This is a genomic window from Streptomyces sp. NPDC030165 (assembly GCF_055573595.1).
Window position 1 is genome coordinate 44,329 of the sequence record NZ_JBVIBD010000037.1, and the last position, 14,003, is coordinate 58,331.

Here is a 14,003-nt window from a genome sequence, read left to right on the forward strand (position 1 = left end):
AAACCCTGCCCAGAAAAACTTCGGCTCTCGGAGTGTGAGCCGCGGATGCCGGGACACAAGACCGTCAGTGCTTCGGAACCGCAGGCACCCCGTCCCAGAGGGGCCAGTCTGCCGTCTTCCGGTGAGTGGCCACTCACATGCCTGCGAACCGCCCACCAGCGTCTAAGGAGAGCCGGCGATGGCCACCACCATGATCGCGCGCCGCCACGGGCGCCGTCACGACGACCCCGACACGACCGAGGAACTCCGGCTGCTGGTCACGCTGCCGGACGGGCCCAGGAAGGAGCGGCTGCGCCAGCGTGTGATCACCGCGTGGCTGCCGCTGGCGCACCGCCAGGCCGTACGGCTGCGGGAGCGCGGGGAGCAGCTCGACGACCTCAAGCAGGTTGCCGCCCTCGGCCTGGTCAAGGCGGTCGACCGCTTCGACCCCGAGCGGGCCGACGCCTTCGAACAGTTCGCCATACCCACCATCACGGGCGAGCTCAAGCGGCACTTCCGTGACCACACCTGGGACGTGCACGTGCCCCGGCGCACCCAGGAACTGCGCAACAAGGTCCGCAAGGCCGTACGGGAGCTGAGCACCACCCTGGACGGCCGGTCGCCGACCGTGGCGCAGATCGCCGAGCACGCCCGGCTGCCGGAGGACGACGTGGTGCTCGGGCTGGAGGCGCTGGAGACCTACCGCTCCCTGTCGCTGGACGTGGCCCTGGACCGCAGCGGTGACAACGACGACTACACGCTCCTGGACACCCTCGGCTCGGCCGACGGCCGCTTCGGGCTCATCGAGGACCGCGAAGCGGTCAAGCCCGCCCTGGCCCGGCTGCCCGAACGCGAACGCCGCATCCTCTACCTGCGGTTCTTCAAGGACATGACACAGAGCGCCATCGCCGCCGAACTGGGCCTGTCCCAGATGCACGTCTCGCGGCTGATCAGCCGGGCCCTGGCCCGGGTGCGGGCCGAGGTCGACCGGAACACGGAGCAGGAGTGCCGGTCCGCCGCCTGAAGACCGGGACGAAACGGCTCGCGCGGCACCCGGCGGGAACGTCCTCGGCCGCCTGGGCACCGCCCACGGCGCGGAGGCGGGCGATGCCGGCGCCGGTACGCCCGGGTACGGCGCAGCCCTCCGTGCCGGGCAGGCGACGGAGGGCTGCGGGGCCGGTGCGGCCGGGAAGCGTGGTGGGGCCGGGCGGCGAGCGGTCAGCGCACCCAGCGGTGGTAGAAGTGCTTGTGCTTCTCCAGGTCGCTGACCTTCGAGTGCGAGGCGACGCCGGTCTCACCGACGGTGACGCCGTCCGGCCCGCCGGCGTTCACCCCCTCCGCGTAGGCGGCGTGGTGGTGACTGGCGGTGCGGTGGTGCAGGTGCTTGCCCCCGCCGCCGGCGGTGGCGGCTGCTGCGGGGGTGGCGGCGAGGAACCCGGCGGCGATGATGCCGACGGCGGTTATCGCGGTGCGACGCATGGTCTCTCCTCAGGGAGGGGAATGTTTGAGACGACTCTCACCCGGCTCGGAACGCGTCGCACGCGGAGGCTGGCGAACGGGTTGCGCGGGCGGGGTCATGGTTGCGTACGGTGACGGTCCGGCCTGCTGCCCGCGCGCCGGGCCGCCTGTACCGGCCGGCTGTCCCTGAGGGCCGCCCCGGCGGAGGCCGCCGCTACGAAGGCCATCGCTACGAGGGCCACCGTTACGAAGGCCCGCCCACGCTGATGCCCGGTCCTTCGGGAGGGGCGTCCCGGTCGTGCGGCTTGAGTTCGATCTCGATGCGGTGGGTGCTCTCGCGGGACAGCGCCCCGCCCGCCTCCGCGGTGACCACACCGATCCGCAGGCCGCCCCTGCCGGAACCCTCGCGGCGGACCTGCACGGCGAACTCCACATTGACGCGGTCCACCAGGAACCGGAGCCTGCTGCGCTCGCCCTCGCGCTGCGCCGTTTCCAGCTCCTCGCGGATACGGCCGATGACGTCGGCCAGCCCGGCGGTCTCCGCGCCCTCGTCCCCGCCCGGGCCGCCCGGCCCGCCGATCCCGCCCATCGCTGGCCCTTTCGTCACACGGCGGGGAGCGGTCGTCACTCCCCGCGGCTATGGTTCAGGAGTATGAGGGAGCTCGGGGGAACTTCCAACTACTACTCAGACGACGGATGTTGGCGGGTCCGGCTGTTCCAGGGGGAGCGCCGGGACGCCCCGCCGCTCGGCGCGGGCGTGCTGCTGCCCGACGGTCTGGTGCTCACCTGCGCGCACGTCGTCCTGGCCGCCCGTCGGACCGCCGGCGGCACCGGCCGGCCGCTCGGCCCGCCGGTGCCGCTGGCCGACGTGTACGCGGAGTTTCCCGGCGCCCTGCCCGCGGTGCCCGACCCGGTGGCGGCAGTGGTGCTCACCCGCCATCTGTGGCCGCCCACCGCGCAGTTCGGCGCCGACATCGCGCTGCTGCGGCTGGCCGAGCAGCCGCCGGTGGAGCCCGCCGTGCTGCACCGGCAGGTCCCGGCGCGCAACGAGCGGGTGCACACCGTCGGTTATCCCAAGGACCTGCCGGGCGGCGAGCACATCACCGCCCGGCTCATGGGACGCGGCGGACCGGGCCGCTTCCCCGAGTGGGTGCAGCTCGACCCGGAGACGGCGCCCTACGTGGTCCGGCACGGCTTCAGCGGCAGCGGGGTGGTGCACGACCGTACGGGCTGTGTGATCGGCATCCTGGTGCACCAGTACGGCACGGCGCAGTTCCCCGTGCCCTCCAGCCACGCGTACATGATCCCGACCGAGACGGTCCTGGGTCACCTGGCCGACGAGAAGATCAAGCTCCGTGCCACCGGAGCCCGCGCCGTCTCGGGCTCCATCCGGCTCGACCCCGGAGCGGCCGGCCCGGACCGGGCGGTCGGACTCCGCCGCTGGATCGCCCGCTGGCTCGGTGACGGAGGACCGGGCACCGGCAGAGCCACGGTCAGGGACACGGGCCGGGGGACCGGCGCGGGGCGCGCCACCGGCGTCGGCAGAAGGACCGGTGCGGGCACCGACCGGTACACCGGAGCGCGGCGGGGGACGCCGGGGGCCTTGGGCGGCAGCTGGGGCGGCACCGTCCAGGGGCACGGCCGCCCGGAGGGTGTGGCGGAACCCGTGGAGCTGGCCTTCGTCGCCGACGACGACGTGGAGGCCCGGTCCGTCCTGCACTCCGCGCTCGTCCTGGCCGACCGGGAGCGCGGTCCGTGGTCGCTGCGGCGTGGCCGCGCGGCCACGCCGCGGGCGGGCTCGATCGACCTGGCCCTGGACGCGACGGGCTGGACGGCCGAGAAACTGGTCCGCCGTACCGCGGCCCGGGCCGGCGTGCCCGAGGGGGCGGCACAGGACGGCGCCGTCGCCGCCCTGACCGCGCGGATCGCCGAACAGGCCCCGCCGATGACCGCCGCCCTGCTCAGCGTCGACCGGACCCGGAGGGCCGACGGAGCGGTCATGTCGCTGCTGCACGCGCTGCTGGCGCGCGGTCACAGCCGGCTCCTGCTCGTCTTCCGTGACCAGCGCTCACCGCTGCTGGCCCGGGTCGTCGGCGAACTCCTCGACGAAGGCTGGGCGGACCGCCACGAGAAGGCCGTCGCCGCGCGCCTGACCGTGCTGGCCGGCCTGGAGGACCAGCGCCGGCGGTCGCGTACCGGGCGGACGGCGGCCGGCGACGGATACGTGCCGGTCCAGCCCCGGCTGGCCGGCAGGCTGGCGGCGCTGCGCCAAGGCGGCACCCTGCGCAACAGCGCGAGCGCCGCGTACCACCTGTTCCGTATCGGCATCGACGTCGAGGAGGCCCTGCAGCGCCTCGACCGGCCCCGTGCCCCGCGTGGTTACGTCGTCCTCCCGCCGGGCGACGGGCTGACCGACCTGCCGCACGTCACGGTCGGCGATCCGGACGCCCTCGTCGAGCCGGAGCCGCCGCCCGATCCACCCCCGCCCGCGCCGCCCGGCCCCGCGTCGGCGCCCGGTGCGGACCGCCCGCCGGCCGCCGTGCCGGTGACCGCCCCCGCGCGGCGTACCGGGCTCGTCCGGGGCCAGCAGCTGCACCAGCAGTACGAGGTCGTCGGCCGCCTCGGCCAGGGCAGTTACGGGCAGGTCTACCTCGCCCGCGACCGGATGCTCGCCGGCCGGCCCGTGGCTCTCAAAGGGGTGCACGACCCCGACGACGAGCAGGCGGTGAAGAACGCCGTGCAGGAGCGCCTGCGGCTGGTCGGCCTCAACCACCCGTCGATCATCAAGGTCTTCAACTACGCCAGGGAGCCCGGGGCTTCGGAGCACAAGCTCAGCTTCATCGTGATGGAGTTCGCCGACGGGGCGCCGCTGCAATGGATCGCCGAACAGATCGAGAAGCGCGCCGAGCCCTTCCACGACCACCGGGTGTACGAATTCGTCGCGGCCTACGGGCTGCTCGTCCTGGACGCGCTCACCTACCTCCACGAGGAGCGCGGGCTCGTCTACGGCGACCTCTCCCTCACCAATGTGATCCACTGCGGCGCCGGCATCAAGCTCGTCGACGTGGCCGGCGTCCGGCCGATCGGCACCTCGGGTCCCGTGACGTACCCGGCGCCCGAGGTGCACGGTTCCTCCGGCATGACCGTCGCGGCCGATCTGTACGCGGCCGGCGCCGTGCTGGAGGAACTGCTCGCCCGGGTGCCCGAGGCGCCCCCGGGGCTCGGCACCCGGTCGCTGCTGAAGGTGCTGAGCCGCGCCACGGCCGGCTGCCCGGAGGAGCGCTTCGCCGACGCCCGGGAGATGTCCGTCCAGCTCCGCGGCGTCCTGCGGGAGCTGCGCTCGCTGCGGCTCGGCGAGGAGGCGGCCTTCGAGCCCTCGACGCTTTTCGCCCCGGCGTCCGCGGCCCTCGACGGCGCGCTGGGCAAGGCTCCGCCGCTCGGCCAGTGGCGGGACGGCGGCAACGTCAAGCGGAAGCTGGAGGCGGAACCGCCGGCCGCCGCCGAGGTCGCCCTCGGCCTGCCGGTCCCCATGCCGAGCGCCGCCGACGGCAACTGGACCGAGCTGCACCGCACCTCCTACGACGACCCGGTCGGTCTGCTCCAGCTCAGCGACGCGTGGAAGGAGTCCCCGGAGAAGGCGCTGCTGCACTGCCGGCTCCACCTGGAGATCGCCCGCGACCACCCGGAGGAGGCCGTCGTGGAGCGGGCCGCCGCCGAGGCCGAGCTGGCCCGGGCCCGGAAGGCCGTCGGCGAACTCGCCGATTTCGACTGGCGGCTGCACTGGCACGAGGGGCTGCTGCACCTCGTGCACGACCGGGTGGCCGACGCGCGGGCCTGCTTCGACCTGGTGTACGAGGCCATCCCGGGGGAGTACGCGCCGAAACTGGCCCTCGGCTACTGCCACGAGGCCGAGAAGGACCTGAAGGAGGCCGTTGCCCTGTACGGAGCGGTGTGGCACCGCAACCACGCCCTGGGCGGCGCCGCCTTCGGCCTGGCCCGCATCCACCTCGCCACCGGCAAGCCCCAGCTCGCCCTCGACTGCCTCGAAGCCGTCCCCGCCGACTCGCGGCACCGCACCGCCGCCCGCACGGCCATGGTCCGTATCCTCGCGGCACCGCCCGCCGACGGCAGTCCGCCCACCGTGGCCGCGGCCCGGCAGGCCTGGGTGGCCCTGCACCGGCTCACACGGAAGGAGGGCCTGACCGACCGGCACGCCCAGGACCGGCTCCGTGCCGACCTCCAGGAACTGCTGCTCCTGCTCGTGACGACCGCGCCCGCCGGTGCGGGCCCCGGCCCGCTGAGCGTCTTGTGCGCGGGACCCGACATCCGGGCCGAGAAGATTCCCGCCCCGCCGACGGAGCGCGTCCTGCGCGAAGAGCTCGCCGCCTGCTACCGGCGGCTCCTGTACCAGATGCCGCCTGCCGAACGGGGCCGTGACCGGGCCCTGGCCGAAGCGCTGCTCGACAACTCCTACCACACCCGCCCCTTCGGTCTCTGGCACCGGCGCGGCGACCAGCGCCGCCGCTGGCTGGGCCGCCGGAAGCGGGCCCGGGCGAACGGCGGGGGCTTCCAGACGTACGAGGACATCGCCACGGAGGGGCCAGGATGAACCGCCACGACCGCCCCGGCCCGGACCCGGGCAAGCCCGGCACGGACGGGAGCGGCCCGCAGGAACCCGGCGGGCGAGACCCCGACCGGCAGGAACCCGGCCCGCCGGATTCCGACGAGCAGCCCGGGGCGCCCCGGGAGCGGTGGCGTCCGGTCCGTGCGCTGTGGCGCTGGTCGGCGGGCCGCGGCGCGGGAGGCGCGCTGAAGCCCACCGGGAAGTTCCTGTTCAGCCGCATGGTGATGCTGCCCGCCGCCATGTTCGCGGTGCTCGCGCTCGCGGGGACGGCGTTCTTCGACGTCCACCACCGTACGGAGGAACAGCGCGACCGCTACGCCCCCGCACTGGTCGACCTGGCCCACGCCCGGGTGTCGCTGACCCTCGCGCAGCAGGAGGCCGAACAGCGGCTCGGCACCAGCGACAGCGAGCCCTTGAAGCAGACCGGTCTCGTCGGGCTCGGCGAGAGATACCCGGCCCTGGTGACCGAGGCGTCGCAGAGCCTCAACAACGTCGTTCAGACCCGAGCGCTGAGCAGGGCCCAGGAGCAGATGGTCCGTGTGGTGTCGGGCCTGGTGACCGCTTACGACGGCTGGATCGGCTGGGCCGACAGCCACCACGACAGCCGGCCGCTGCGCAGGGCGGGCATGGACTACGCGACGGATCTGCTGCGCACCGGCCCGACCGCCGTACTCCACCGCATCACCCGCCTGGAGAAGGACCTGCGCACCGCCGTGGCCGAGCTGTCGGACCGGCGCACCGTGCTCGCCGTCACGGCGTCGGCCGCGCTGCCGGCCGCACTGCTCCTCGCCTTCGTCTTCGTCGGCCTGCTCGACTACGTACGGGTCCGCCTGCACGTCCGCAGCCCGCTGCTGGTGCTGTACGCGCTGCCTGTGCTGCTGGTGCTCGCGGTGCTCCCGTCCGGCATCACCGCGCAACAGCGGGCCCAGCGGGACGTGGAGAGCTCCGCGTACCGGCTCGGGCAGATCACCGTGCCCCGCCCGTCCGGTGACGGCACGGAGGAGGCCGATTCGCCGCGCGGTCCGGACGCCGTGGTCGAGCGGGAGGACGCCGCGCTCGCCGCGAAGCTGCGCGGCACCCACCCGGGCGGCTGGGAGCTGGCGGCCGTGCTGGCCCTGGCCGCCGGGGCGGCGGGCGCCGTGGCGTGCGGCTTCACGCTCCGCCGGTACGGCCGGGAACACTGGAAGATCGACTGGGGGAAGGCATGAGAAGCGCACGCCGGTTGCTCCGTCCCGTCCTGGCCTGCTGCCTGCTGGTCACCACCGCCCTGGTACCGCTGGGCTGCTCCTCGGAGGAGGACCGCACGGTGGTGGTCCTGGGCCCGTGGACGGACGGGGAGGAGACCCCGTTCGTCAGGATGCTGGAGGACATCGGCAAGCGTACGGGGCGGTCCTTCGAGTACGAGGGCACCCGCTCCCTGCGGGAGACCCTGGCGGCCCAGCTGCGCTCGAAGACGCCGCCCGACGTGGCGGTCCTCAACGGCCTGGGCGAGCTGGCCGAGTACGCCCGGAGCGGTGACGCCAAGGTGCTGGAGGAGGACGTGGCGGGATCCGCGCTGGGGCCGTGGTCGCAGCAGATCACGCTGGAGGACCCGGCGGGGGAGCGGCAGCGGCACTCGTACTGGGTGCCGATCCGGGTGGACCTCAAGAGCATCGTCTGGAGCCGCCCCGGCGACCTCAAGGCGGCCGAGAACCCCCGCTGGTGCCTGGGCATGGCGTCGGGGCCCACGTCCGGCTGGCCGGGCACGGACTGGATCGAGGACCTGCTGCTGCAGAAGTTCGGCCCGGCCGTGTACGAGGACTGGGCCACCGGCGGTCTGCCGTGGACCAGTGAGGAGGTGAGACGGTCCTGGCAGGCGTGGCGGGACGTGCTCGCGAAGGACGGGCCCGAAGCGGGTGAAAAGGCGATATCGACCCAGTTCGAGAGCCTGGGCGGCGGCCGGTACGGCCTGCTGAACAGCGGCCGGTGCACCCTGGAGCACCAGGGCTCCTTCATCCGCCGGCACTACGGCGACGAGGTGCTGCCCGCGCCCACCCACACGTTCGTCCCCGGACTGCCGGCCGACCTCAAGGCGTACGAGGTCTCCGGCGACATGGCAGCCGTCTTCCGGCCGAGCGACGCCGCCTGGGACCTGCTGCGGGAACTGACCTCGCGCCAGGCCCGCGCCGTATGGGCCGCGAAGGCGGACCCGGGGGCGCGTCCCTTCTTCCCCGGCGGGAGCACGGGCGAGGGGCGGCTCTCGGCGAGCACCGCCGCGGTGCGCAAGCTCTTCCGGTCGGCGGACAAGATCTGTTTCGACGCGTCCGACGCCATGCCGTCGACCCTGCGGGGAGCGTTCCAGCGGGCCGTACTGGAGTTCCTGCAGGATCCGCAGGACGCCGGGCTCCTCAAGAGGCTGCTGGAGCAGCTGGAGGCCGAGCGGCAGACGCAGGAGCGGGCCGGGGCTTTCGCGCTGGACCACCTGTGCGGAGATCCCGCCGACTGACGGTGGCAGCGGCCGGCCGTGGCTGACCGGGCGTACCGGCCTGAACCGGCCTGAACCGGCCTGGACGACGGTTGACGGCGGCCGGCGGCGCCGCGCGGTGGCCGTCTGCGCGACCTGCGCAGTTGGACTGCGGTGCCGGCGGTCACGGCCGGGGCGCACAGCGGGCACCGGACCGGCGGCCGCGACCGGCCGGGGTCCCCCGTAGTGATCCACATCACGGGCGGGGCCGGTACCGATGCGGCAGGGCCCGCGTTTTCTTCGTACCATTCACGTGTTTGCCGAGGGAAATGGTGCGGTCAGTGCAGGAGCGGGCGGTCAAGACCCGGGAGGCTATTCTCCGGGCGGCTTCCGAGGTGTTCGACGAGTTCGGATTCAGCGGTGCGAGTGTCAGCAAGATCATGAAGCGGGCGGGGGTCACCCAGGGCGGGATGTACTTCCACTTCCCGTCCAAGGAGGCCCTGGCGCACGCCGTGATGATCGAGCAGGGCGAGGGACTGGAGATGCCGCCCGGTGAGGACGGCCTGCAGCGGCTGATCGACATCACGCTGTACCTCGCCGGGCAGCTGCAGACCAACCCGGCGCTGCGGGCCGGGGTGCGGCTGGCGATCGAGCAGGGCGAGTTCGGCGTCCAGGACGACGCCCCGTACCAGTACTGGGTGCAGGAGTTCGCCGGACAGCTGCGCGCCGCCCGGGACAGGGGCGAGCTGCTGGCGGACGTGGACGTGGACGACCTGGCCTGGGTCCTGGTCAGCTCCTACTCCGGCACGCAGCTGCTGTCGCAGATCTCGTCCGGCCGGGCCGACCTGCACCAGCGCATCATCACCCTGTGGCGGTACCTGCTGCCGGGGATCGCCGCGCCCGGCACCAGGCCGCTGCTCACCTTCGAGGAGAACCGGGGCGACACGGTCGCCTGACGCCGGGCCGTCGCGGCCGTCTCTCATTTGAGGCCGCTGAGCATGACTCCCCTGATGTAGTACTTCTGCAACAGCAGGAACAGGAGCAGCACCGGCAGCACGCTCAGCATGAGCCCGGCCATCATCACGGGCACCATGCGGTTGGGGTCCAGGTAGCTCTGGAGAGTCTGGATGCCCACCGGCAGCGTCATCAGCCGCGGATTCGCGGTCGAGACCAGCAGGGCCCAGATGTACTCGTTCCAGGCGCTCACGAAGGTGAGCAGCGCTAGGGTCACGGCCACCGGCTTGGTCTGCGGTACGACGATGCGCCACCACACCGTGAACTCCCCGGCACCGTCGATCCGGGCCGCCTCCAGCATCTCGTCCGGTACGGACACGATGAACTGCCGCATCAGGAAGATCCCGAACCCGGACACCAGGAACGGCATGACCAGCGCGGCGAGGCTGACCGTCAGCCCCGCGCCGCCGTCGCCGAGCAGGCCGTTGCCGCCCGCCAGCGGCCAGTGCACCAGGATCAGGAAGTGCGGGATGAAGAAGACGAACGGCGGGAACATCATCGTCGCGAGCACCAGCCGGAAGATCAGGTCGCGGCCGGGGAAGCGCAGCTTGGCCAGGGCGTAGCCCGCCAGTGAGGACGTCAGCAGCACCGAACCGGTGATCACGGCGGTGGCGACGACGCTGTTGCGGAACAGCAGCGGCAGGTCCAGCCGGACGAACGCCTCCCGGTAGTTGGACAGCTCGAAGGCCTCCGGGAGGAAGCGGTACGGGAGCCTGCCGTACTCGCCCGGCCCCTTGAACGAGGTCAGCAGCATGTCCAGGAACGGTACGACCGTCACCACCGCGCCCACCCCCACCAGCAGGTACGACAGCCACGGAAATCGCCTGCGCCGTCTCACGCGTCCGCTCCCTTCCGCCGGAACAGCCACAGCTGCGCCAGAGTGATCACTAGGATCAGGACGAACAGCACCAGGGCCGCCGCGCTCGCCGAGCCCCAGTCCCCGTACGTGAACGCCCGCTGGTACATCTCCAGGGCGGCGACGTCGGCCGCGTCGCCCGGACCGCCGTCGCCGGTCATCACGATGATCAGCGCGAACGACTGGAGCCCGGTGATGAACTGGGTCACGCACACGAACAGCAGCGACGGCCGCAGCAGCGGCAGCGTGATCCGCGTGAAGACGGTGAGCTGCCCGGCCCCGTCCAGCTCGGCCGCCTCGTAGTAGGCGCGGGGGATGGCCTTCAGGCCCGCGGTGAGGACGAGGATCGCGGAACCGAGCGAGGCCCACGCCTGGACCACCACGATCGACGGCAGTGCCGTCGCCGGGTCCTGGAGGAAGGCCACGGACCGCAGGCCGAGCGCGTTGAGCACCCCGTTGACCAGGCCGCCCGGCTCGTACATGTACTTCCACACGTTGCCGACCGCGACCACGGTCGTGACGATCGGCAGGAAGTACAGCGTGCGCCACAGCCCCTGGAAGCGCAGGTTGGTGATGCAGTGGGCGACCAGCACGGCGCCGCTCAGCGCCAGGACCACGGTGCCCAGCGCGTACAGCAGCGTGTTGCTCAGGACCGGCGTGAGGAAGGACGAGCCGCGGGCGAAGAGGGCGGCGAAGTTGTCCGTGCCCGTCGGCCGTATGTCGGCGAGGTCGAAGCCGGCCCAGCGGGACAGCGACAGCAGCACCGCGAACAGCAGCGGCAGGACGAGGAAGACCGCGAAGAAGAGCAGGCTGGGGGTGAGGAAGAGGTAGGCGGCGACGGTCTGCCGTCGGTGTCGCCGGTGCGCGGCGGCGCGGGCGCGGCTCCCGGCCGTGCGCACACCCCGCCCGCCGTCCTCGTAGCCGCGCCGCCCGGCGTCCGTGCGGTCTCTCCCGCCGTCCCCGTCCGCGTTTCCGACCGTTGTCGCCATGCAGCACCAGCCTTTCGGGACGGGCGGACCGGCGTGTGAGGGTCCGTGGGGCGGGGCGGGCGGTCAGCGGGCAAGTTCCTGGTCGACCTGGCGTACGGCGTTCCGTACGGCATCGTCCGGTGTGCGGCGGCCGGTCCACATCTCCTCGATGTTCTTGCGCAGCAGCGCCTTGGTCTTCTGCGCACGCGGTCCGTTCGGCTCCGGCGTGGCGTAGTCCAGCGCGTCGACGAACGGGCCCAGGTTCGGATCGCCACCGGCGGCCAGCAGGCTCCGCATGTCGCGGGTACGGCCGGTCATCGTGCCGACCGACATCTGCAGGACGCTCATCCGTGTGGCGCGCACCGCGGCGGCCCGGCCCGCCCGCGGGCCGGCCGGCACCACCTCGTCGTTCAGCCAGCGCAGGAACTCCCACGCCTCGCGCGGATGCCGGCTCTGGGCGTTCACGCCGAGCAGGAAGCCGGTGGTGACCGTGCCCCGGTTGCCGGGCGCGGGCCCCGGCACCGGCGCCACCGCGACATCGCGGTAGTCCCGGCCCATCGTCTGCCGCAGGCTGCCGGTCCACCAGGCGCCGCTGACCGCCAGCGCCACCCGGCCCGCGGGGAAGGCTTTCATCAGGTCGGTGCCGGGGTCGCTCGCGCCCCGGTCGATCAGCCGCCGCTCCAGCGCGAAGACGGCCCGGCCGGCGGGGGAGCCGAGGGCGCTGCGCGAGCCGTCCGGCTGGAGGAACGATCCGCCACGGGAGGCCAGCAGCGCCAGCGTCTGGTTCACCACGGTCGCGTCGTCGGCCCGCGACAGCCCGAAGCCCTGCACGAGCGTATTGCCGTGCCGGTCGCGCCGCGCGGTGCGGTACGCGGTCTCCTCCAGCTCCCGCCAGGTACGCGGCGGCCCGTCCAGCCCGGCCGCACGCAGCAGCCGCTGGTTGCAGTACAGCGCGTAGGGCTGCACCTCCGTCGGATAGCCGATGATCCGGCCGCGCACCGAGGCAGCCCGGACCGCGGCGCCGGCGAAGCCGTGCGTGATCCGCTCGGCGTCCTCCTGCGGGGCCGGCCGCACCACCCCGGCCTCCGCCAGCTGCCCGGCCCACAGGCTGTACGGGTGGATGATGTCCGCGCCCTGCCCCGCGGCCTGCCGGACCATCAAGGTGGTCAGCAGGTCCTGGAACCGGACCGCCGTCGTCCGTACGTGCACCCGGTCGTGCCCGGCGTTCCAGGTGTCCACCGCCCGTTGCAGCGCCGACTTCAGCGGCTCCGTCGCGTAGTGCGACAGCAGCGTCAGCACGACCGGGTCGCCGGGGCGGCCGCTCCCGCTCCGCCCCGGGGCGCCGCAGCCCGCCGCCGTCACCGCCGCTCCGGCCAGCCCCGCCAGCACCCGGCGCCGCTTCATGACCGCACCTCCCGCCGCAAGATCTGGAACGTCCGGGTCGTGACGAACCCCGCCGACCTGTACAGCTGCCCGGCCGGGCTCCGCTCGCCCGTCCACAGGAACCATGCCCCGTGCGCGCCCGCCGCCCGCATCCGCTCCAGCGTCAGGTGCAGCAGCACCTTGCCCAGCCCGGTGCCGCGCTGGTCCGCCCGCACCCCGAACGGTCCGAACCGTTCGGTCAGCCCCTCGTACGCCCCGTGCATCGCCCAGCCCACGACCCGGCCCGACGGGTCGCGGGCCGTCACGACGCGGTCCATGGGCGCGCCGCCGTCCAGCGCCCGGCGGATCGTCCACGGCCAGTCGGGACCGAATGCGTCGCCGGCCAGCCGCAGCAGCCCCACCAGGTCGTCTTCCCGCGGCGTGCCGAAGCGGTAGCCCTCGGCGGCCAGCGCGGCGGCCCGCTCCCGCACCGCGTCGGGCATCCGGTAGCCGACCAGCCCGCGATCCATCGCGACCGCCTCGCCCCGGGGCCGGAAGCCCAGCTCAGCCAGCAGCCGGCCGGCGTCCGGATAGAGGTTGCGGTCCAGGCCGGGCAGGAAGTAGTGCGGTGTGTAGCACGCGAAGTCGGCCCGGTCACAGCCATGCCCGGCGAGCCAGTCGAGCACACCGGTGAGCAGCCGGCGCCCGAGCCCGCCACGGCGGACGGCCGGATCCACGAAGAAGAACGGCACCCACCCCTGCCCCGGTTCCAGGTCACCTCCGGCCATCGGAACCGTCCGGCGCACACCGTACGCGGCCCCGACCACCTCACCGTCCCGCACGGCGACACGCAGCCCCGCAGGATCGAAGTTCGGGTCCAGCAGGACGCACCGGCGAAAGCGCTCCCGGGTGACGGGATCGCACGGGACGCTTCGCCCCCACGCCGCGACGAGCGGGCCGACGTCCCCGGGAGCGAACGCGCGGACACGCACCGGGCCCGCGTGCGGCGTCGCGTGATCCATCGGCGTCCTCTCATCCGCGTCCCGTACGGGCCGGCAGGGCCCATGGTCCCCGCCGTGCGTCCAGGCTCCAACACCTCGCGCACCACGGGCTCCGGGACGTGCGCGCCTACGGCGATCGGCCCCCGTCAATCCCCCGGTTGGCCCGCTCCGGGGCCCCTGCGAGGAGCCCCGCGCGCCGGACGGCCCTAGGCGGTGTCTTCAAATGATCTTGCATGGTGGATCATGGTCGGGTGATACGTCGACATGAGCTCTCAGATGCCGAGTGGGAGTTCGTCCG

General features: G+C 73.4%; 11 protein-coding genes. 5 read left to right on the plus strand and 6 right to left on the minus strand.

Going from position 1 to position 14,003, the window contains the following annotated elements:
• Positions 1-178: 178 nt before the first annotated feature.
• Positions 179-1,003: a SigB/SigF/SigG family RNA polymerase sigma factor gene (locus tag ACZ4Z1_RS39300; RefSeq protein ID WP_468491489.1), complete on the plus strand. Its 825-nt coding sequence runs from the start codon at positions 179-181 to the stop codon at positions 1,001-1,003.
• A gap of 194 nt (positions 1,004-1,197) precedes the next feature.
• On the opposite strand, the gene ACZ4Z1_RS39305 is transcribed toward ACZ4Z1_RS39300, so the two are convergent.
• Together ACZ4Z1_RS39305 and ACZ4Z1_RS39310 are read right to left on the minus strand one after the other, a co-directional pair.
• Entirely contained in the window at positions 1,198-1,458 is a 261-nt protein-coding gene (locus ACZ4Z1_RS39305) for a hypothetical protein (protein ID WP_468491490.1), read from the minus strand.
• A 223-nt stretch (positions 1,459-1,681) separates the two neighbouring features.
• Positions 1,682-2,026 carry a trypco2 family protein gene (locus ACZ4Z1_RS39310; protein ID WP_468491491.1) on the minus strand — a complete coding sequence of 115 codons (345 nt, stop codon included), beginning with the start codon at positions 2,024-2,026 and terminating at the stop codon, positions 1,682-1,684.
• Positions 2,027-2,089: 63 nt separating this feature from the next.
• Between ACZ4Z1_RS39310 and ACZ4Z1_RS39315 the strand changes: the two genes are divergently transcribed.
• From ACZ4Z1_RS39315 to ACZ4Z1_RS39330, 4 genes are all read left to right on the plus strand, one after another.
• Complete coding sequence (locus tag ACZ4Z1_RS39315) at positions 2,090-6,046, plus strand: tetratricopeptide repeat protein (protein ID WP_468491492.1); 3,957 nt, start codon at positions 2,090-2,092, stop codon at positions 6,044-6,046.
• Complete coding sequence (locus tag ACZ4Z1_RS39320; protein ID WP_468491493.1) at positions 6,043-7,269, plus strand: hypothetical protein; 1,227 nt, start codon at positions 6,043-6,045, stop codon at positions 7,267-7,269. The genes ACZ4Z1_RS39315 and ACZ4Z1_RS39320 overlap by 4 nt, the downstream gene beginning before the upstream one ends.
• Positions 7,266-8,546: a hypothetical protein gene (locus tag ACZ4Z1_RS39325; protein WP_468491494.1), complete on the plus strand. Its 1,281-nt coding sequence runs from the start codon at positions 7,266-7,268 to the stop codon at positions 8,544-8,546. Before ACZ4Z1_RS39320 ends, ACZ4Z1_RS39325 begins: the two co-directional genes overlap by 4 nt.
• A gap of 287 nt (positions 8,547-8,833) precedes the next feature.
• Positions 8,834-9,460, plus strand: coding sequence for a ScbR family autoregulator-binding transcription factor (locus tag ACZ4Z1_RS39330; protein WP_468491495.1), 627 nt, complete (start codon positions 8,834-8,836; stop codon positions 9,458-9,460).
• Positions 9,461-9,483: 23 nt separating this feature from the next.
• On the opposite strand, the gene ACZ4Z1_RS39335 is transcribed toward ACZ4Z1_RS39330, so the two are convergent.
• From ACZ4Z1_RS39335 to ACZ4Z1_RS39350, 4 genes are all read right to left on the minus strand, one after another.
• Entirely contained in the window at positions 9,484-10,356 is an 873-nt protein-coding gene (locus tag ACZ4Z1_RS39335; RefSeq protein ID WP_468491496.1) for a carbohydrate ABC transporter permease, read from the minus strand.
• Positions 10,353-11,363: a carbohydrate ABC transporter permease gene (locus tag ACZ4Z1_RS39340; RefSeq protein ID WP_468491497.1), complete on the minus strand. Its 1,011-nt coding sequence runs from the start codon at positions 11,361-11,363 to the stop codon at positions 10,353-10,355. Before ACZ4Z1_RS39340 ends, ACZ4Z1_RS39335 begins: the two co-directional genes overlap by 4 nt.
• A 63-nt stretch (positions 11,364-11,426) precedes the next feature.
• Positions 11,427-12,746, minus strand: a complete 1,320-nt coding sequence (locus ACZ4Z1_RS39345) for an extracellular solute-binding protein (protein ID WP_468491498.1) — start codon at positions 12,744-12,746, stop codon at positions 11,427-11,429.
• Positions 12,743-13,726, minus strand: a complete 984-nt coding sequence (locus ACZ4Z1_RS39350; RefSeq protein WP_468491499.1) for a GNAT family N-acetyltransferase — start codon at positions 13,724-13,726, stop codon at positions 12,743-12,745. The genes ACZ4Z1_RS39345 and ACZ4Z1_RS39350 overlap by 4 nt, the downstream gene beginning before the upstream one ends.
• Positions 13,727-14,003 lie beyond the last annotated feature (277 nt).

What these genes read in the sequence shown, in the direction of transcription:
- ACZ4Z1_RS39300 (WP_468491489.1), top strand. Translation starts at nt 179, where the DNA reads ATGGCCACCACCATGATCGCGCGCCGCCACGGGCGCCGTCACGACGAC.
- ACZ4Z1_RS39305 (WP_468491490.1), bottom strand. Translation starts at nt 1,458, where the DNA reads ATGCGTCGCACCGCGATAACCGCCGTCGGCATCATCGCCGCCGGGTTC.
- ACZ4Z1_RS39310 (WP_468491491.1), bottom strand. Translation starts at nt 2,026, where the DNA reads ATGGGCGGGATCGGCGGGCCGGGCGGCCCGGGCGGGGACGAGGGCGCG.
- ACZ4Z1_RS39315 (WP_468491492.1), top strand. Translation starts at nt 2,090, where the DNA reads ATGAGGGAGCTCGGGGGAACTTCCAACTACTACTCAGACGACGGATGT.
- ACZ4Z1_RS39320 (WP_468491493.1), top strand. Translation starts at nt 6,043, where the DNA reads ATGAACCGCCACGACCGCCCCGGCCCGGACCCGGGCAAGCCCGGCACG.
- ACZ4Z1_RS39325 (WP_468491494.1), top strand. Translation starts at nt 7,266, where the DNA reads ATGAGAAGCGCACGCCGGTTGCTCCGTCCCGTCCTGGCCTGCTGCCTG.
- ACZ4Z1_RS39330 (WP_468491495.1), top strand. Translation starts at nt 8,834, where the DNA reads ATGGTGCGGTCAGTGCAGGAGCGGGCGGTCAAGACCCGGGAGGCTATT.
- ACZ4Z1_RS39340 (WP_468491497.1), bottom strand. Translation starts at nt 11,363, where the DNA reads ATGGCGACAACGGTCGGAAACGCGGACGGGGACGGCGGGAGAGACCGC.
- ACZ4Z1_RS39345 (WP_468491498.1), bottom strand. Translation starts at nt 12,746, where the DNA reads ATGAAGCGGCGCCGGGTGCTGGCGGGGCTGGCCGGAGCGGCGGTGACG.
- ACZ4Z1_RS39350 (WP_468491499.1), bottom strand. Translation starts at nt 13,726, where the DNA reads ATGGATCACGCGACGCCGCACGCGGGCCCGGTGCGTGTCCGCGCGTTC.